This window comes from Streptomyces sp. NPDC002784, assembly GCF_053592135.1.
This window is the reverse complement of sequence record NZ_JBSFVD010000001.1, coordinates 98,798-116,345: the sequence shown is the minus strand read 5'-3', so window position 1 is coordinate 116,345 and position 17,548 is coordinate 98,798. Positions and strand designations below refer to the sequence as shown.

The following is a 17,548-nucleotide window of genomic DNA, read 5'->3' as shown; positions in this document are numbered from 1 at the left end:
TCCGTAGTCTTATGAGACTGCCTGTCAGTAAGCTCGTCAATCCCTTGCGCGGCACTTGTTGACCCCGCGTCTACCGAAGGGGCGTCAGCGCCACCGGTGCGGCGCTCTGCGCCGGGAACGAGGTGCGGAAGGTGAAGGCGTACGGCGTCGGGCCGTTCGTCCGCAGGTGCAGCAGGCGGGACTCCGCCTCCGTGACCGTGGGACGGTGGCCGGCCGGCACCCACCACAGGGTCACCATCGCCTCCTCGACCTTCTCGAACCTCCCCCACCGCCTTAAGGGCGTGGGGGGACCCCCACCCGGCGGCGGGCCAGCATCTCGCGGTGACGGCCCTGGTGCATGTACGCCGTCAGGGCCTCGGCGTCCCGCCACACCGACATGTTGATGATCAGCCACTCGTCCCCGAGGACGGCGATCTCCGTCGCGTCCCCGGACTCGCCCTGGAGGCGCCAGACGAATCCGTCCGCCGTGTCGGCGTCGGCGTTCACCGGGTCCAGCGCGTCGACGAAGTCCTTCAACTGCGGTGATTCCAGAGGGAACTTGAGGCGGGCGATGTTCACCTCGGCGAGTTGGTGCGCGGCCGTCGACTCAGTCATGGGCGTCATGGACCGAACGTTAGGTCGGGCGTCCGGCCCGCGGTACCCCCCGTCTCACCCAGCGAGCACCGCCGCCATTACCGCCCGCGCGATCGGCGCCGCGTCCCCGCCCCCGCTGATCTCCCCGCGGTCCGCGTCCGCGTCCTCCACCACCACCGCGACCGCCACCCGCGGCTCCATGTCCCGCGCCCCCTGCGCCCACGACACGAACCAGGCGTACGGCGTACCGGCGTTGCCGATCCCGTGCTGCGCGGTGCCGGTCTTGCCGCCGACGGTCGCCCCCGGGATCGCCGCGTTCGCGCCCGTGCCCTTGCGCACCACGTCCGTCATCAGCTCCCGCAGCCGCTGCGCGGTCGCCGGATGCATCGCCTGCCGCACCGGACGGGCCCCGGCGGTCGTCAGCGTCGTCCCGCCCGCCCTCGTCGTCCGCTCCACCAGGTACGGCTCCCGCACCTGCCCGCCGTTCGCGACCGCCGCCGCGACCATCGCCATCTGCAGGGGCGTCGCCCGGGTGTTGTACTGACCGATCGCCGACAGCGCGAGCTGCGCCCGGTCCACCGAGGTGTCGAAGGTGCTCGGCGCCACCGCGTACGGGATCCGCACCCCCGTGTCGTTGAAGCCGAAGGCCCCCGCGGTGGCCGCCAGATCGGCCACCCCCACCCGCACCCCCAGCCGCGCGAACACCGTGTTGCACGACCACACGAAGGCAGCCCGCAAGGAGGCGTTCCTGCACCCCTTCGCCTCGTTCGTCAGCCTCGTCGTGGTCCCGGGCAGGGTGTAGGGGTCGGGGGAGTCGGTCCGCTTGCCGACCTCGGTGACCACCCCCGCGTCGAGCGCCGCCGCCGCGGTCACCACCTTGAAGGTCGACCCCGGCGGATACGTCTGCCGTACCGCCCGGTTGAGCATCGGCTTGTCCGGGTCCTCGTTCAGCCCGATCCAGGACCGGGCCACGGCCGGACCGTTGCCCGACAGCGCCTCCGGGTTGTAGGAGGGCGCCGACACCAGCGCCAGGATCCGGCCCGTCGACGGCTCGATCGCCGCCACCGCGCCCTTGCGCCCGGCGAGCCCGTCGTAGGCGGCCCGCTGCGCCGCCGCGCGGAGCGTGGTCACCACGTCCCCGCCCGGATTCCGGGCCCGCGTCAGGTCGTTCAGCAGCGGGAACGGCGACAGCATCGGGTCCGCCCCGGACAGCACCCCGTCCTCGGCGTGCTCCAGGAACGACGTGCCGTACACCTGCGAGGCGAAGCCGGTCACCGGCGCGTACAGGGGGCCGTCCCGGTAGGTGCGTTCGTAGCGGAGCTGTTCGCCGGTGTCCTTGGAGCCGGTGACCGGGCGGCCCTCGACCAGGATGTCGCCGCGCGGCTGGTCGTACCGGGCGATGGTCGCCCGCCGGTTGGCGGAGTTGCCCTCGTAGGCGCCGGCCCCGAAGACCTGGATGCGGGCGGCGTTGACCAGGAGCGCGGCCAGCAGCAGGGCGCAGAAGACGGCCGCCAGCCGGATGTGCCGGGTCACCCCGCCCCCTCCTCGTCGTACCGCCGCCGCGCCGAGTCGCTCATCCGGACCAGCAGCGCCACGATCGCCCAGTTGGTGACCACCGACGAGCCGCCCTGCGCCAGGAACGGCATCGCCATGCCGGTCAGCGGGATCAGTCCGCCCACTCCGCCCGCGATCACGAACACCTGCAGGGCCACGATGGAGGCCAGGCCCACCGCGAGCAGCCGCCCGAAGGGGTCGCGCAGCGCGAGCCCGGCCCGGTAACCGCGCTCCACCAGCAGGCCGTAGAGCAGGAAGATCGCGGACAGCCCGGCCAGGCCCAGCTCCTCGCCCGCCGTGGCCAGGATGAAGTCGGACTTGACGGCGAAGCCGATCAGCACGGAGTGGCCGAGCCCGAGGCCGGTGCCGGTGATGCCGCCCGCCGCGAAGGCGAACAGCGACTGGGAGAGCTGGTTGGGGCCCTGGCCCGCCTCGATCGAGGCGAACGGGTGCAGCCAGTCCTCGACCCTGCTGTGCACGTGCGGCTCCAGCCACCCCACGGCCACCGCGCCCAGCGACGCCAGCAGCAGCCCCACGGCGATCCACCCGGTGCGCCCGGTGGCGACGTACAGCAGGACCACGAACAGGCCGAAGAACAACAGCGAGGTGCCGAGGTCCCGTTCCAGGACCAGGACGCCGACGCTCAGCAGCCAGACGGCCACGATCGGCCCGAGCACCCGCCCGGTGGGCAGCTGCACCCGCCACACCCGGCGGCCGGCGTACGCGAGCGCCCCCCGGTTCGCGGCCAGGTACGCGGCGAAGAACACCGCCAGCAGCACCTTCGCGAACTCGCCCGGCTGGATGGAGAATCCGGCGATCCGGACCCAGATGCGGGCGCCGTTCACGGCGGGGAACAGGATCGGCAGGATCAGCAGCCCGAGAGCGGCGGCCACGCAGACGTACGCGTAGCGCTGCAGCACCCGGTGGTCCCGCAGCAGCACCACGGTCACGATGAAGAAGGCCACCCCCAGCGTGGACCACACCAGTTGGGCGGGCGCCGCCCGGTCGCCCGGGGTCTCCAGGTCGAGCCGGTAGATCAGCACCAGGCCGAGCCCGTTGAGCAGCACGGCGATCGGCAGCAGCAGCGGGTCCGCGTACGGCGCCCGGAACCGCACCGCCAAGTGGGCGACGAGCGCCAGCACGCCGAGCCCGGCGCCGTAGCCGACGGCGCCGGGCGGGACGGTGCCGTGGCGGGCGAGGCCGACAGCGCAGTAGCCGTACACGGAGAGCAGGACGGCGACGACGATGAGGGAGAGTTCGATGCCACGGCGCCGGGGGAGGGGGACGGCGGGAGCGGGTGCGTCCGCTCGCGCCACGGTGATTCCGGCCTTGCTCATGTCCGGAACTTACCCAAATAGGGCGCCTTGTGTGCCTTGTCGCTCAGCACCAGCGTGGCGCGGGCCCGATGTTGTCGATGTACCGGGCGGATCCCCAGGCCCAGGTGCCGTCGGGGAGGAGGTACCACAGCGGGTTGCCCTGGACGTTCTGGCCGACCGTCTTGCAGTAGATCTTCACGATCTGCCCGCGGTACGCGGTCCGGATGACCTGGCTCCCCCGGTTGGGCGCGCTGCGCAGCAGCAGGGTGTCGGCGGTCACGACCCCCTTGTACAGCCGGGGGTGCTGGTTCTGGTGGTGCCCGCCCCAGTCGTCCCCGGCGACGGCGGGCGTGACGGTGGCCGCGGCGGCGAGCGCGCCGGCGGCGGCGGTTATGGCGAGGCGGGAGCGGAGCGACATGGGGGTACCTCCTGGAGAGGGGGCAAATCCTGACTAACCGCCACGCTAGGGTCGTGATACGCCGGTCGCCTCTCCACATGGGCCATCCGGAGCGCCCCGACAGTGCGCTCAACCCCCGCCGGCCGGCAGGGAGAGAGTCGCCAAGGCCCCGCCCTCCTCCGCATTCGCGAAAGTGAGCCGCGCCCCGAGAACCTCCGCCTGCCCCAACGCGATGGTCAGCCCCAGCCCATGCCCCCTCGCGCCGCCTTCCGTCCGGAACCGCTGCGGCCCGTGCTCCAGCAAGTACGCCGGGAACCCGTCCCCGTGGTCCCGCACGGTCACCTGGGCCCCGTCCACGGTCAGGGACACCGGCCCCCGCCCGTGCCGGTGCGCGTTGGCCACCAGGTTCCCCAGCACCCGCTCCAGCCGCCGCCGGTCCGTCTCCACCGTCACATCCCGCAGGACGACCACCTCCGTACGGCTTCCCGACGCCCGCACCACCCGCTCGGCCAGCGCCCCCAGCCGCTCGGTGTCCACATCGAGCCGCTCCCGCCCGGTGTCCAGGCGGGAGATCTCCAGCAGGTCCTCGGTGAGCGTCCGCAGCGCCGCCACCCGGTCCCGCACCAACTCCGTGGGCCGCCCCGGGGGCAGCAGCTCGGCCGCCGCGTGCAGCCCCGTGAGCGGCGTCCGCAGCTCATGCGCGACATCCGCGGTGAACCGCTGCTCGGCCTGCAACTTCCCCTGCAGCGACCCCGCCATGGAATCCAGCGCCGCGGCGACCGCGGCCACCTCGTCCTGCGGACGCGAGGGATCCTTCGTCCGGGGATCGTCCACGCGCGCGTCCAGATCGCCGCCGCTGATCCGCCGGGCCACCTGGGCGGTGGTGTGCAGCCGCCGGGTCACCCGGGTCACCGCGAGCGCGCCCACCAGCAGCGTCGCCCCGATCGCCAGCGCCGAGGACCACAGGATCGCCCGGTCCAGACCCTCGATCGTGCGGGCCTGCTGCGAGTAGTCGACCTGGACGGCCAGCGCCTGCCCGCCGTCGGCCGGCCCCGCCGCCCACATGGTCGGCCGGCCCTCGTGGTCCGCGACCATCGTGCCCCGGTCCCCGCCGACCGCCAGCTCCCGCAGCGCCCCGGGCAGCCCCGGCGGATCGACGCCCGCGCCCGGCATCAGCCGGTCCCCGGCCTCGAACGCCGTCGTCGCGTCGGTCAGCCGGGACAGTGCCTCGGCGCGGGCCCGGCCGACGGTCTGGTTGGTCACCGAGACATGCACCAGCACCCCGAGCAGCGCGGTCAGCGCGCAGCACATCACCGTGATGAACACGGCGGCCTTGGTGGCGAGCGTCCCGGCCCAGCGGGGCAGCGAGAGCCTCATCGGCCGCTCGCGGACGCGGCCGCCGAGGGCTTGCGCTCGCCCGTGCGCAGCATCTCGTCCTGGGTCAGCAGCATCGCGTTGGCCTGCGCGTCCCAGGTCCACTGGAGGCGGTACTCGTACCCCGCGACCTCCGAGGGCGCGCGGACGAGCACGGACCGCCCGGCCAGTTCGACCGCGCTCACGGCGTCGTCGTAGGACATGACCCGGACCAGCCGGTGCTTCTGGACGGTGTAGACGCGGATGGCGGTCAGCCGGTCGGGCAGCAGCCGGAAGCCGAGCGTCAGGTCCTCCCGTCCGTCGCCGCTGAGGTCGCGGTAGTACGGGGTGAGGACGGGGCAGCGAGCGTCCCCGCCGGTGCCGCAGTCGGCCATCCGGCGGGCCGTCTCGCGGTACGGCGCCTCGGCGCCCGCGTAGGCGTCGGGGTGCGCGGCGATCTCGGCGCGGACCACCGCGACCGGGTCCACCCGGCGGATGTCGTCACCGGGCACCTCGACGCCCTTGACGACCTCGGTGGTCACCTCGCCGATCTCGTACGCGGGGCTGGAGGCGGGCGTCAGCTCCGGCCAGAGCCGGGCCGGGCTGACCGCGGTCGGGGTGGCGCCCGCGCCCTGCAGTCCGCCGGCGTCCCCGCAGCCCGCGGCGGTCGTCAGCAGCACGGCGACGGCGGCGGTCGTACGGACACGGCTGCGGGGCACGGTGCTCCTGTGATGCAGAGGTGAGCGATGGCCCCGTACACCTTATGCGCAGGTAAGCCGCTTTTGCCCGCCGGGGGAGGTCGGAACGGATGCTCAGGGCCCAGGGGTGAGCGCCGGGACCGTATCAGCCGGATCGCCCCCTCGGCGGAGTGCCCCCGCCCTCCCGCGGGTACGCAAACGGCGCCTCCCCCGACGTCCCCACCCAACTCCGCTCAAAGGCAACCGTCTTCTTGCCTCGGAGCACCCCGCCTGTTCCCATGGTCAAAGGGGTGATGGTGCATGAGCGCACTGCGGGTCGTGCCGTCCTGGCGCCACGGTCAGGAACGGCTCTACGTCTGCCGCACCGACGGCAGGAACATCGCGTGGTACGACCGTGAGACCGCCAGGGTCAACCTGCTCAGCGAAGAGCGCCGGGATGACGTCCTGGAAGTCCTCGGCCCGTTCCTCACCGGCCCGGTGACCGTGGGACCGCCGCCGGTCCCGACCCCGGCCGAGCTGGCCCGTCTCACCCTCCACCCGGACGACGACCTGGCGCCCAACCGCCCCGGCGAGGCGCTGCTGATCGCCCTGGACCGCGACCCGGTCCCGCCCCGCCGCCTGCGCACCGACCCCCGGCGCCGCGCGCTCACCGCCGAACAGACGGTGGGAGAGGCCCTGGACCGGCTGGACGGCGCCGGCTGGCACACCCTGCACTCGGTCCCGCTGCCCGGCGGAGCGCGGATCCACCACCTGGCGATCGGCCCGGCGGGACTGTTCGCGATCCACACCCTGTACGCCCGCAAGCAGCGGATCAGGGTCGCGGACCCGCTGCTCCAGATCGGCCGCCGCGAGCCGGGGCCCCTCCTGCGCCGCGTCCGGGACGACGCCGGCCGCGCCTCGTACGCGCTGACCGCCGAGGTCCACCCGGTCCTCGCCCTGGCCGGCCCGGCGGACGTCACGGTCACCGGCCCGCTGCGCGAGGTCCGCATCCTCCAGGACGCGAACCTCGGCGAGCTGGCCCGCCAGGGCGGGGTCCTCAAACCGGCGGACGTGGAGGCGCTGCACGCGATGGCCCGGGACCGGAACACATGGGCCCGGGTCTGACCCCCGACCCCTGGAGCGCCGGGACCTAGCGGACCGGCCTGAAGTGGTGCGCGAGCGCGAACCGGCCGATCTGCCGTCCGATCCGGTTGCCGACCTCGTCCGCCGTGCGGAAGTGAATGCCCTCCCACACCCGCGCGTCGATCACGTCCCGGTTGAAGTCGGCCGAGTCCCGGTAGGTCCGCGTCGTGCCCGTCACCGACGAGTGCACCCGCAGATCGATGTCTCCACCGGTCAGCCGGTCCAGTACGGCTATCACGGCCCCGTCGGTGGCGCAGTGCCCCCCGATGTAGTCGGGGTACGGCGGCGTGTTGGCCAGCGGCAGCCAGGCCGGATCGGCCTCGGTGTCCGGGTTCCCGTCCGTGTCCGCGAGCCGGACCGCGGTGACCGGTCGCCACAGCGCGTAGGTCAGCTTGGAGTTCCAGGTGGTGATCGTGGCGTCCGCGGAGGCGGTGTTCACCGCCGCGAACAGCCGGGCCGCCTCCACGATGTCCAGACCGCGCCGCGTGACGCGCTCCCGGTACGCGGACTGCAACTGCTGCGGCAGCGAATCCGTGAAGAACAGGGCCGTCTCCGTCTGCTCGGCCGTCCGCTCGGTGCTGTTCTTCGCCCCCATCGCCTTCACCTCGGCGAAGTCCCGGGCGTACCGCTGCGAGGTCAGCTCGGGCGGCGGGCCGGGCATGAACCGGTCCGGCGAGTCCAGCAGCATCGGCCGCAGCCGCGCCATCCACGGGTTCACGAAGGGCCGGTTCCCGGGCGGCGCGGGCCGCCAGACACCGGGCGCCGGGGGCCGGTCGTACGTCACCGTCGCGTCCCGTCCGTCCCCCCGGCGCAGCTCGACGAGGTGCTCGGCGGCCCGCTCCCCGAAGGCGGCCCCCTCGTCCGCGGCCCTGCCGTCGGGGATCTTCGCCAGCGAGGCGGCGTAGGCCGCGTCGATCCGCGCCCGGGAGTCCGGGAAGTACGTCAGCAGCACCCGGCGGGCGGCAGCGGCGGCGGCTGCCTCGGACGAGGCGTGCCGGGGTCCCCGTACGTCCCACTTGTACGGCGTGTAGCGGCCCTCGATGCCGACGACCGCGTTGTACACGGCCGCCGAGACGAAGCCGTACCAGATGAACGGCTCCGCCGTGGGCTTGCGGGCGTCCACGCTGACCACCTCCTCGGCGGTCCGGTTCCAGTCGGTGATCACCTCGGAGTCCGGGGTGCGCGGGCCGGCCTCGGGGGCGGGGGAGAGGGGGGAGGCGGGGAGAGCGGCGCCGAGGGTGAGGGCGGAGAGGCCGACGATGAGGGCGCGTCGGAGATACATGCGGCTCCTTTGGTGGGGGGGTGGGAAAGGGGTGCTGTGATGTGGAAGGGGTGCGGTCAGTCCTGCGGCAGGGTGCCCGCCCGGTCCTGGTCGAGGAGCGGGGCCATCAGGTCGCCGTAGTCCTGGACGCGGGGAGCGAGATCCGGCGCGGTGAAGGAGAGCTGCGCCGGGGTCCGGCACTCCTCGACCTCCGCCCAGGTGACCGGCGCGGACACCCAGGGCTCGGGGCGGGCGCGCAGGGTGTAGGGCGTGGCCGTGGTCTTGCGGGCGGCGTTCTGGCTCCAGTCGACGAAGACCTTGCCGGGGCGCAGGCTGCGGGTCATCCGGTGCAGGACCAGCCGGGGCATGGCCCTCTCGGCCTCCACCGCGAGCGCCTTGGCGTACTCCGACACCTGGTCGGAGGAGGAACCCCGGACCGCGGCCAGCAGATGCAGCCCCTTCGACCCGGAGGTCTTCGCGTACGCCGCGATCCCGGCCTCCGCCAGCCGTTCGCGCAGCCACAGGGCGACCTCGCAGCACTCCACGATCGTCGCGGGGGTGCCGGGATCCAGGTCGAGGACCAGCCGGTCGGCGGCGCCGGGCGCCCCGGCGACCCACTGGTGGGTGTGGAACTCGGTGACCAGGTTCGCCGCCCACATCAGACTCGGCAGGTCCTGGACGAGCACCATCCGGGCCGGCCCCTCCGACCGAGGGACCTCGGCGGTGGTGACCCACTCGGGTGTACCCGGCGGCACGTTCTTGGTGAAGAAGACCTGTCCGTCCGGCCCGTCCGGGTAGCGCAGGAAGGAGACCGGCCGGTCACGCAGATGGGGCAGCAGGACGTCGGCGGTGGTGGCGTAGTAGTGCAGCACCTCGCCCTTGGTGAAGCCGGTCGCCGGGTACAGCACCTTCTCCAGGTTGCTGAGCGCGAGCCGTCGCCCCTCCACCTCTGTGATCGGCGTCATACGATGAGACTCCCATGAAAATGGGATGAAGGGACTTAAACCGCCCCATACCGCGCCCCATGCCCAACGAAAGGGTGCTGCACGTGAGATCCATCTGGAACGGCGCCATCTCGTTCGGTCTGGTCAGCATCCCGATCAAGGTGGTGAACGCGACCGAGAGCCATGCGATCTCCTTCCGCCAGATCCATACGGAGGACGGCGGGCGCATCCGGTACCGGAAGTTCTGCGAACTGGAGGACCGGGAGGTCACCCAGTCGGAGATCGGCAAGGGTTACGAGGACGCGGACGGCTCGATCGTGCCGATCACCGACGAGGATCTGGCGCAGCTCCCCCTCCCGACGGCGAAGACGATCGAGATCGTGGCCTTCGTCCCGGAGGACCGCATCGACCCCCTCCAGATGGACGCGGCGTACTACCTCGCGGCCAGCGGCGCCCCGGCGGCGAAGCCGTACACGCTGCTCCGCGAGGCGCTGAAGCGCAGCAACAAGGTCGCCATCGCCAAGTTCGCCCTCCGCGGCCGGGAACGCCTGGGCATGCTCCGGGTGGTGGGCGACGCCATCGCGATGCACGGCCTGCTGTGGCCGGACGAGGTCCGCGCCCCCGAGGGCGTGGCGCCGGACGTCGACGTCACGGTCCGCGACAAGGAACTGGACCTGGCGGACGCCCTGATGGACACCCTGGGCGAGGTCGACCTGGAGGACCTGCACGACGAGTACCGCGAGGCGGTGGAGGAGGTCATCGCGGCCAAGGCGGCCGGCGAGGCCCCCCGGGAGGCCCCGGAACCGGCGACGGGCGGCAAGGTCCTGGACCTGATGGCGGCCCTGGAGAAGAGCGTCCGCGCGGCGAAGGAGTCGCGGGGCGAGGAGCCGGCGGAGGTCACGCACCTCCCGCAGCGCGAGACGTCCCGCTCCGCCCCGAAGCAGGCGACGGGCAAGAAGTCGACGTCCGAGGCGAAGAAGACGGCGGCCAAGAAGACGGCCTCGCCCTCGGCGAAGAAGTCGACGTCCACGGCGAAGAAGAGCGCGTCGTCGGCGAGGAGCACGGCGTCGTCGGCGAAGGGTACGGCTGCGAAGAAGACGGCCTCGGCGGGCAAGGGCACGGCGAAGAAGACGGCGGCGAAGAAGACGGCGGCGAAGAAGACGACGGCACGCAAACGATCGGCATGACCGGGAAGAGGGCACCGCCTCTTCCGGGCCCGCGTCCTTACCCCGCCCTTCCGGAACCTGGCCCGCTGTCTTTGCCTCGCCCCCGGGACCTGGCCCGCTGTCTTTGCCTCGCCCCCGGGACCTGGCCCGCTGTCTTTGCCTCGCCCCCGGGGCCTGGCCCGCTGTCTTTGCCCCGCCCCCGCGAACCGGCCCCCTGCACTTGCCCCGCCCCCGGGACCTGGCCCGCTGTCTTTGCCCCGCCCCCGCGAACCGGCCCCCTGCACTTGCCCCGCCCCCGGGACCCGGCCCGCTGTCTTTGCCCCGCCCCCGCGAACCGGCCCCCTGCATCTGCCCCGCCCCGCAACCCGGTCCGCTGCCCTTACCCCGCCCCCGCAACCCTTGCCCCGCTCTCCCTGCCCCACCTCCGCAACGCCAGCACCGCGTTGTGCCCCCCGAACCCGAACGAGTTGCTGAGCACCAGATCCCCCCGCTCCGGCAGCGCCCGCGGCGCGCCCCGCACCACGTCCAGCCTGATCGCCTCGTCGGCCTCCCCGCTCCCCACGGTCGGCGGCACCACCCCGTGATGCAGCGTCAGCACCGCGGCGACGGCCTCCACCCCACCCGCGGCGCCTTGCAGATGCCCCAGATGCCCCTTGAGCGCGGTGACCGGCACGGCGCGCTCCCCGAACACCGCCCGCAGGGCTCCCGCCTCCGCGAGATCGCCCTCGACGGTGGCCGTGGCATGGGCGTTGATGTGTACGACGTCCACCACATGCCCCCCGGCGTCCCGCACCGCCCGCCGCAGCGCCAGCGCGACCCCGCTCCCGGACGGATCGGGCGCGGCCATGTGATGCGCGTCGGCGGACAGTCCCCACCCGGCCGCCTCGCAGTAGATCCGGGCACCCCGGGCGACGGCATGCTCCTCGGCCTCCAGGACGAGCACCCCCGCCCCCTCCCCGTTGACGAACCCGTCACGCCCCTTCCCGAACGGCCGGGAGGGCGACCCCGCGTCCACACCCCCGGACGCCAACGCCCGCATGGACGCGAAGGACGCCATGATCGCCGGCGTCACCACGGCTTCGGCCCCGCCCGCGAGGGCGACGTCGACCCGGCCGTACCGTATGCGGTCGATCGCCTCCCCGATGGCCTCCGTGCCGGAGGCGCACGCGCTGGTCACGGTCCGCGCCTCGCCCGTGATGTGCAGGTCGAGCGAGACCTGCGAGGCGGCCTGCGACGGCACCGTCATCGGCGTGGTGAGCGGTGGGACCGCTCGCGGCCCCTTCTCCCGCAGCCTGCGGTCCCCGCCGACGAGCACGGACGCGTCCCCGAGGATCGCCCCGAGGCTCACCCCCACCCGCTCCGGATCGATCCCGCTCTCCCGGGTCCCGCCCGCGGCGAACCCGGCATCCGCCCAGGCCTCCCGCGCGGCCAGTACGGCGAACTGCGCGGCCCGGTTCATCCGCCGAGCCGCAGCCCGCGGCAACAGTCCGGCGGGGTCGACGGGCACCACACCCGCCACCCGCACGGGCAACTCCGCGAACTCCTCCCCGGCCAACTCCCGTATCCCGTGCCGCCCGTCGAGCAGCCCGCGCCACAACTCCCCGACCCCGACGCCGAGTGGCGACAGGGCTCCGAGCCCGGTGACGACCACCCGCCGGGGCCGGGGCACGACAGCGGCCTCGGCCGCCGGTCGCGCCTCATGCCGTACGACGAACCCGTCCCGGTCCGCGTCGCGGGCCCACCGCCGCACGTCGTCGTCCGACACCGGTTCGCCGGCGTCCGCGTCGAGGTCCCGGTGCCACCCACCCCACCGCCGCACGTACGTCACCTCGGCGGCGAGCGGATCGACGGCCCGCAGCGAGGTCACCCGGTCCCCGTCCCGGAAGCCGACCCCGTCCAGCGCCACGGACGACACCAGCGGCACGTGCCGTACGTCCACCCGCCGACAGGCCACCGTCACCTCCCGCCCCCGGGCGAGCAGTTCACTTCGGTCCACCCCGCCGAGCGGCGGCCGCAGCGTCACCCGGACCGACTCCGGCGACTCGGGCAGGGTGTGCATCACGACGAACCACCGCTGCCGTACGACGTCTTCGCCCGACAGGGCGACCAGATCACCGGGAACGACCTCGGTGACGCTGACGGAGTGCGGCTGTATGGGAACTTGGTCCATATCTGTACGAGCTTCCCGCAGCCGTGCGCTCCGTAACCGGGGCAGGGGAAAGCGCACCGCACAACTAGTCATACGCGCCGCCCAGTTGAGCCCACCGAGCCACACCCTGAAGGAGACCCCTCAGTGCCCTCAGTGCCCAGCCTGGCGATCATCGAGGCGCCGTCGGTACTCGGGCTGCGCCCGGGCGGCGTGGCGCACCTGCCGACGGCGCTCCTGAGGGCGGGACTGGTGGAGGGCTTCGACGTGGCCCGCTCGGTCCGGCTGGAGCCGCCGCCCTTCGACCCGAGGCGGGACCCGGAGACGGGCGTCCTCAACGCCACCGCCATCGCGCGGTACTCCACCGAACTGGCCGACGCCGTGGAAGCCGCCCTCGACCAGGACCTCTTCCCGGTCGTCCTCGGCGGGGACTGCACGATCCTGCTGGGCAACCTGCTGGCGCTGCGCCGCCGTGGCCGCCACGGCCTGCTGTTCCTGGACGGCCACACCGACTTCTACCAGCCGTCCGCGGAACCGAACGGCGAGGCGGCCTCGATGGAACTGGCCCTGGCGACCGGCCGGGGCCCCGCAGTCCTCACGGATCTCGAAGGCCGCGGCCCCCTGCTCCGGGACGAGGACGTGGTCGCCTTCGCCTACCGGGACGAGCCCGAGTCAACGGAGGCGGGGATGCAGCCGCTGCCCCCAGCCCTGCACGCGATGCCCCTGAACGAGGTCCGCTCGAGGGGCATCGAAGGGGCCACGACCAAGGCCCTGGCGCACCTTTCCACCCCGTTCTGGACCCACCTGGACGCCGACGTCCTGCACGACACCGTCATGCCGGCCGTCGACTACCGCACCCCCGACGGCCTGACCTGGCCGGAACTGAACCACGTCCTGGCCAAGGCCCTCACCGACCCCCGCTGCCGGGGCCTGGACATCACGATCCTCAACCCCCAGCTGGACCCGACCGGCACGATCACCACCCGCTTCACGGCCTGCCTGCACGAGGCCCTGTCCAGCCGAGCAACCCACCCCTGACCACACAAGAAGACCCCGCCCTCAGCGTCTCCACTGATGCGGGGTCTCAGGCACCTTCTCAAGGTGCCCCCGGCAGGATTCGAACCTGCGCACACGGCTCCGGAGGCCGTTGCTCTATCCCCTGAGCTACGGGGGCGTGTCGGGCGCCTTGCTTGGCGGCGACGGGTAGAACCCTACCAGCTCACCGGGGGTGTTCATGAACCGGTTTCCGGGGGTCGGGTAGCTCGCTCGGGGTGGAAGTGGGCAAAACCCGGACGCGGTGGCCGGTCCGGACCTACTCTCGAGTTGTGTCAGGCGCGCCGGGCCGGGTGCTTGTTGTGGACGACAACAAGGTCATCCGGCAACTGATCAGGGTCAATCTCGAGCTGGAGGGCCTCGAGGTCGTGACCGCGGCCGATGGTGCCGAGTGTCTGGATGTGGTGCATCAGGTGCGTCCGGACGTCGTCACCCTCGACGTCGTCATGCCCCGGCTGGACGGGCTCCGCACCGCCGCGCAGCTCCGCGCCGATCCCCGTACCAGAGATCTGCCCCTCGCCATCATCAGCGCCTGCACCCAGTACGAGGTCGACAGCGGCCTCGATGTCGGCGTCGACGCGTTCCTCGCCAAGCCCTTCGAACCCACCGAACTCGTCACCCTCGTACGCCGGCTGATCGAGCGGAAGCGCAGCGGTGGGGGTGTCCTGGGGGCCGGGGCGCGTGCCAGTGCCGGGGACTGCGGGCGGAGTGGCGGCTGAGGCCGTCGCCTCGGCGGGCGTGTTCGGCCGGCGGGAGTCGGTCGGTCCGATCGTGAGCGGTCCACCCGCCCGGCGCGTCCCATCCGACCGTCCACATCCCGGACCATCGCCCAAACCCGCTCGCTTACCCACCCCCCTCCTCCCCTACGCTTGTCCCGTGACCCCCGTCGAGCTCTCCCGTACCGTGCTGCGCGCGGTGCGTCGTGCTGTCGACGAGGGGGAGCTGCGCGTGGCCGTGCCGGAACGGGCCGTGGTGACCGTGCCCGGGCCCGGCGGGTGCGGGGACTACGCCACCAACATCGCGCTTCAGCTCGCCCGCCCGGCCGGGCAGACGCCGCAGCGCGTCGCCGAGATCCTGCGCCCGCATCTCGTCGGGGCGGACGGCGTCGACGACGTCGTCGTCACCGGACCCGGGTTCATCAACTTCCGCCTGCGGGGCGCGGCCCCCGTCGCTCTCGTCGAGGACATCCTGCGGCGCGGATCGCGGTACGGCTTCGCCGACGGGCCCAGTGGGCAGGTCGTGCGGCTCCACTGCCCCCACGAGGTGCGTGCCGTCGTCGTCATGGACGCCGTCGCGCGGATCCTGCGGTCGCAGGGCGCCCTCGTCCGTACCAGCTGCGAGGCCCGCCCCGAGCAGGCGTGGCAGGACGTGCTCGGGGTCGACGTCGACGCGTACGGCCGACCCGCCGCCCCCGCGCCACTCGACGTCACCGTCCGTCCGGTCCCCGCCCCCGGCGACCCCGTCCCCCTCGGCGCCGACGCCGCCCGCTGGGCCCTGCTGTACCCCGCCGCGCACGACCGGCCCCGCATCACCGACGAACACCTCGTCCAGCGCGAGTCCAACCCCCTCTTCCGCGTCCGCTACGCATACGCCCGCATCCGCGCGACCACCCGCAACGCCGCGGACCTAGGCTTCACAGCGCAACCGGGACCTACGCCCACCCCGACGGCGGCCTCCACCGCGCGCACTGCGACCCTCAGCGTCTCCGCAGAACCGGGCCCCACGCCCACCCCGCCGGCGGCCCCCGCGCCCGCCGCGGCCCTCGGCGTCTCCGCAGACCCGGGCCCCACCCCCTCCTCGACGGCAGCCCCCGCTCCGACCCCGCACGCCGCCGACCTCGGCGTCTCCACGAAGGCAGGGCCCGCCCGCACCCCTCACCCCGCAGGCCCCGCCCGCACCCCAGAAGCAGCGCCCACCCAGGCCCTCGGCCTCACCCCGGCCCCGCACGCGGCCCCCGCTCCCGCCTCGCACGCCGCCGACCTGGGCATCACCGAGGAACCGGGCCCCACCCGCACTTCGACGGCGGCCCCCGCTCCGACCCCGCACGCCGCCGACCTCGGCGTCTCCACGGAGGCAGGGCCCGCCCGCACCCCTCACCCCGCAGGCCCCGCCCTCGCCCCAGAAGCAGCGCCCACCCAGGCCCTCAGCCTCGCCCCGGCCCCCGCGCCCGCCCAAGCCCTCGCCGCGGCCCCCACCCCGCAGCCCACCCCCGTCACCGCACCCCCCGAAACCACGGCCCTCACCACCCCCGTCACCGCACCCCCCGAAACCACCCCCCTCATCACCGCCCTCGCCGGCCACCCCCGCATCCTCGCCGCCGCCGCCACCCACCACGCCCCCGATCGTCTCGCCCGGCACCTCGTCACCGTCGCCGATGCCGTTCTCGTCCTTCTGCCCGCCGTGCTGCCGCGCGGTGCGGAGAAACCCTCGGTCGCCCACCGTTCCCGGCTCGCTCTTGCCGAAGCCGCCGGGGCGGTGCTGGCCGGCGGCCTGTCCCTGCTCGGCATCGACGCACCCGAACACCTCTGAGGAAGCCACAAGAGTCATGAGCCGTTCCGCACACCCCGCCGGGCCCCGCCACGCCGATGTCCTGCCCGAGGGCCACTACTCCGCCCCGCCGGCCGATCTGAACGCCCTCGACCCCAAGGTGTGGGCCCAGACCGTCACCCGCGACCAGGACGGCGTCCTCACCGTCGGCGGAATCGATGTGCAGACCCTCGCCGAAGAACACGGCACCCCCGCCTACGTCGTCGACGAGACCGACTTCCGCGCCCGCGCCCGCGCCTGGCGCACCGCGTTCGGCACCGACGCCGACGTCTTCTACGCCGGCAAGGCATTCCTCTCCCGCGCCATCGTCCGGTGGCTGCACGAGGAGGGGCTCAACCTGGACGTGTGCTCCGGGGGCGAACTCGCCACCGCCCTCTCCGCCGGGATGCCCGCCGACCGCATCGCCTTCCACGGCAACAACAAGTCGGTCGCGGAGATCACCCGGGCCATCGAGAGCGGCGTGGGACGGATCGTCCTCGACTCCTTCCAGGAGATCGTCCGCGTCGCCCACATCGCGCAGGGGCTCGGCAAGCGGCAGCGCGTGCAGATCCGTATCACCGTCGGCGTCGAGGCCCACACGCACGAGTTCATCGCCACCGCCCACGAGGACCAGAAGTTCGGTGTCCCGCTGGCCGGGGGACAGGCCGCGGAGGCGGTCCGGCGCGCCCTGCAGCTGGACGGGCTCGAACTGATCGGGATCCACTCCCACATCGGCTCGCAGATCTTCGACATGTCCGGGTTCGAGGTCGCCGCGCACCGGGTCGTGGGGCTGCTCAAGGACATCCGGGACGAGCACGGCGTCGAGCTGCCCGAGATCGACCTCGGGGGCGGGCTCGGCATCGCCTACACCAGCGACGACGACCCCCGCGAGCCGCACGAGATCGCCAAGGCGCTCACCGAGATCGTCACCCGCGAGTGCGAGTCCGCCAAGCTGCGCACGCCGCGCATCTCCGTCGAGCCGGGGCGGGCCATCGTCGGGCCCACCGCCTTCACCCTGTACGAGGTGGGCACCATCAAGCCCCTCGACGGGCTGCGCACCTACGTCTCCGTCGACGGCGGCATGTCCGACAACATCCGCACCGCGCTCTACGACGCCGAGTACAGCGTCTCGCTGGTCTCCCGTACGTCCGACGCGGCGCCGATGCTCGCCCGGGTCGTCGGCAAGCACTGCGAGAGTGGGGACATCGTCGTGCGGGACGCGTTCCTGCCCGCCGATCTGGCACCCGGTGACCTGATCGCCGTACCGGCGACCGGCGCCTACTGCCGGTCCATGGCCAGCAACTACAACCACGTGCTGCGGCCGCCCGTCGTGGCCGTGCGGGACGGCGAGTCCCGGGTGATCGTCCGCCGGGAGACGGAGGAGGATCTCCTGCGTCTGGATGTCGGCTGATCGCCAGTCCGATCGCCTGAAGCAGCGG

13 protein-coding genes, 1 tRNA gene and 3 pseudogenes are annotated in these 17,548 nt (G+C 73.3%); 7 read left to right on the top strand and 10 right to left on the bottom strand.

Features of this window, described 5'->3' with window-relative positions; genetic code table 11:
• Positions 1 to 70: 70 nt before the first annotated feature.
• From ACWD1Z_RS00530 to ACWD1Z_RS00505, 6 genes and pseudogenes are all read right to left on the bottom strand, one after another.
• Positions 71 to 594, bottom strand: a pseudogene (locus ACWD1Z_RS00530) (DUF3291 domain-containing protein).
• Between the two features lie 54 nt (positions 595 to 648).
• Positions 649 to 2,106, bottom strand: a complete 1,458-nt coding sequence (locus ACWD1Z_RS00525; RefSeq protein WP_451114282.1) for a penicillin-binding transpeptidase domain-containing protein — start codon at positions 2,104 to 2,106, stop codon at positions 649 to 651.
• A complete protein-coding gene (locus ACWD1Z_RS00520) occupies positions 2,103 to 3,464 on the bottom strand; it encodes an FtsW/RodA/SpoVE family cell cycle protein (RefSeq protein WP_451114280.1) in 1,362 nt (453 codons plus the stop codon). Before ACWD1Z_RS00520 ends, ACWD1Z_RS00525 begins: the two co-directional genes overlap by 4 nt.
• Before the next feature lie 43 nt (positions 3,465 to 3,507).
• Positions 3,508 to 3,861 (bottom strand): SH3 domain-containing protein, encoded by a 354-nt coding sequence (locus tag ACWD1Z_RS00515; protein WP_451114278.1) that lies wholly within the window; start codon positions 3,859 to 3,861, stop codon positions 3,508 to 3,510.
• Positions 3,862 to 3,969: 108 nt separating this feature from the next.
• The gene (locus tag ACWD1Z_RS00510; protein ID WP_451114276.1) at positions 3,970 to 5,217 is read right to left on the bottom strand and encodes an ATP-binding protein; all 1,248 of its coding nucleotides are present in this window, start codon (positions 5,215 to 5,217) and stop codon (positions 3,970 to 3,972) included.
• On the bottom strand, positions 5,214 to 5,912 hold the full coding sequence (locus ACWD1Z_RS00505; RefSeq protein WP_451114274.1) for a hypothetical protein: 699 nt from the start codon (positions 5,910 to 5,912) through the stop codon (positions 5,214 to 5,216). Before ACWD1Z_RS00505 ends, ACWD1Z_RS00510 begins: the two co-directional genes overlap by 4 nt.
• Before the next feature lie 279 nt (positions 5,913 to 6,191).
• Between ACWD1Z_RS00505 and ACWD1Z_RS00500 the strand changes: the two genes are divergently transcribed.
• The gene (locus ACWD1Z_RS00500) at positions 6,192 to 6,995 is read left to right on the top strand and encodes a nuclease-related domain-containing protein (protein WP_451114272.1); all 804 of its coding nucleotides are present in this window, start codon (positions 6,192 to 6,194) and stop codon (positions 6,993 to 6,995) included.
• Positions 6,996 to 7,020: 25 nt separating this feature from the next.
• Here the strand turns inward: ACWD1Z_RS00500 and ACWD1Z_RS00495 are convergent, their stop codons facing one another.
• Together ACWD1Z_RS00495 and ligD are read right to left on the bottom strand one after the other, a co-directional pair.
• Entirely contained in the window at positions 7,021 to 8,295 is a 1,275-nt protein-coding gene (locus ACWD1Z_RS00495; RefSeq protein ID WP_451114270.1) for a vanadium-dependent haloperoxidase, read from the bottom strand.
• A 56-nt stretch (positions 8,296 to 8,351) separates the two neighbouring features.
• Positions 8,352 to 9,239, bottom strand: a complete 888-nt coding sequence (gene ligD / locus ACWD1Z_RS00490; protein WP_451114269.1) for a non-homologous end-joining DNA ligase — start codon at positions 9,237 to 9,239, stop codon at positions 8,352 to 8,354.
• Positions 9,240 to 9,322: 83 nt separating this feature from the next.
• Between ligD and ku the strand changes: the two genes are divergently transcribed.
• Entirely contained in the window at positions 9,323 to 10,405 is a 1,083-nt protein-coding gene (ku, locus tag ACWD1Z_RS00485) for a non-homologous end joining protein Ku (protein WP_451114267.1), read from the top strand.
• Between the two features lie 358 nt (positions 10,406 to 10,763).
• Here the strand turns inward: ku and ACWD1Z_RS00480 are convergent, their stop codons facing one another.
• Positions 10,764 to 12,554 carry a beta-ketoacyl-[acyl-carrier-protein] synthase family protein gene (locus ACWD1Z_RS00480; protein ID WP_451114265.1) on the bottom strand — a complete coding sequence of 597 codons (1,791 nt, stop codon included), beginning with the start codon at positions 12,552 to 12,554 and terminating at the stop codon, positions 10,764 to 10,766.
• A 123-nt stretch (positions 12,555 to 12,677) separates the two neighbouring features.
• Between ACWD1Z_RS00480 and ACWD1Z_RS00475 the strand changes: the two genes are divergently transcribed.
• Positions 12,678 to 13,568 (top strand): arginase family protein, encoded by an 891-nt coding sequence (locus ACWD1Z_RS00475; protein ID WP_451114263.1) that lies wholly within the window; start codon positions 12,678 to 12,680, stop codon positions 13,566 to 13,568.
• Between the two features lie 64 nt (positions 13,569 to 13,632).
• On the opposite strand, the gene ACWD1Z_RS00470 is transcribed toward ACWD1Z_RS00475, so the two are convergent.
• Positions 13,633 to 13,704: transfer RNA gene (locus ACWD1Z_RS00470), tRNA-Arg, on the bottom strand.
• A gap of 97 nt (positions 13,705 to 13,801) precedes the next feature.
• Here ACWD1Z_RS00470 and ACWD1Z_RS00465 point away from each other — a divergent pair.
• From ACWD1Z_RS00465 to lysA, 4 genes and pseudogenes are all read left to right on the top strand, one after another.
• A complete protein-coding gene (locus tag ACWD1Z_RS00465) occupies positions 13,802 to 14,302 on the top strand; it encodes a response regulator (RefSeq protein ID WP_451114261.1) in 501 nt (166 codons plus the stop codon).
• A gap of 157 nt (positions 14,303 to 14,459) precedes the next feature.
• Positions 14,460 to 15,266 (top strand): annotated as a pseudogene (gene nrtL / locus ACWD1Z_RS00460) (ArgS-related anticodon-binding protein NrtL); the annotation flags it as partial.
• Between the two features lie 594 nt (positions 15,267 to 15,860).
• Positions 15,861 to 16,112: pseudogene (locus ACWD1Z_RS00455) on the top strand (DALR anticodon-binding domain-containing protein); the annotation flags it as partial.
• 16 nt (positions 16,113 to 16,128) lie between these two features.
• Positions 16,129 to 17,520: a diaminopimelate decarboxylase gene (lysA, locus tag ACWD1Z_RS00450; protein WP_451114259.1), complete on the top strand. Its 1,392-nt coding sequence runs from the start codon at positions 16,129 to 16,131 to the stop codon at positions 17,518 to 17,520.
• The last annotated feature ends 28 nt before the right edge of the window (positions 17,521 to 17,548 follow it).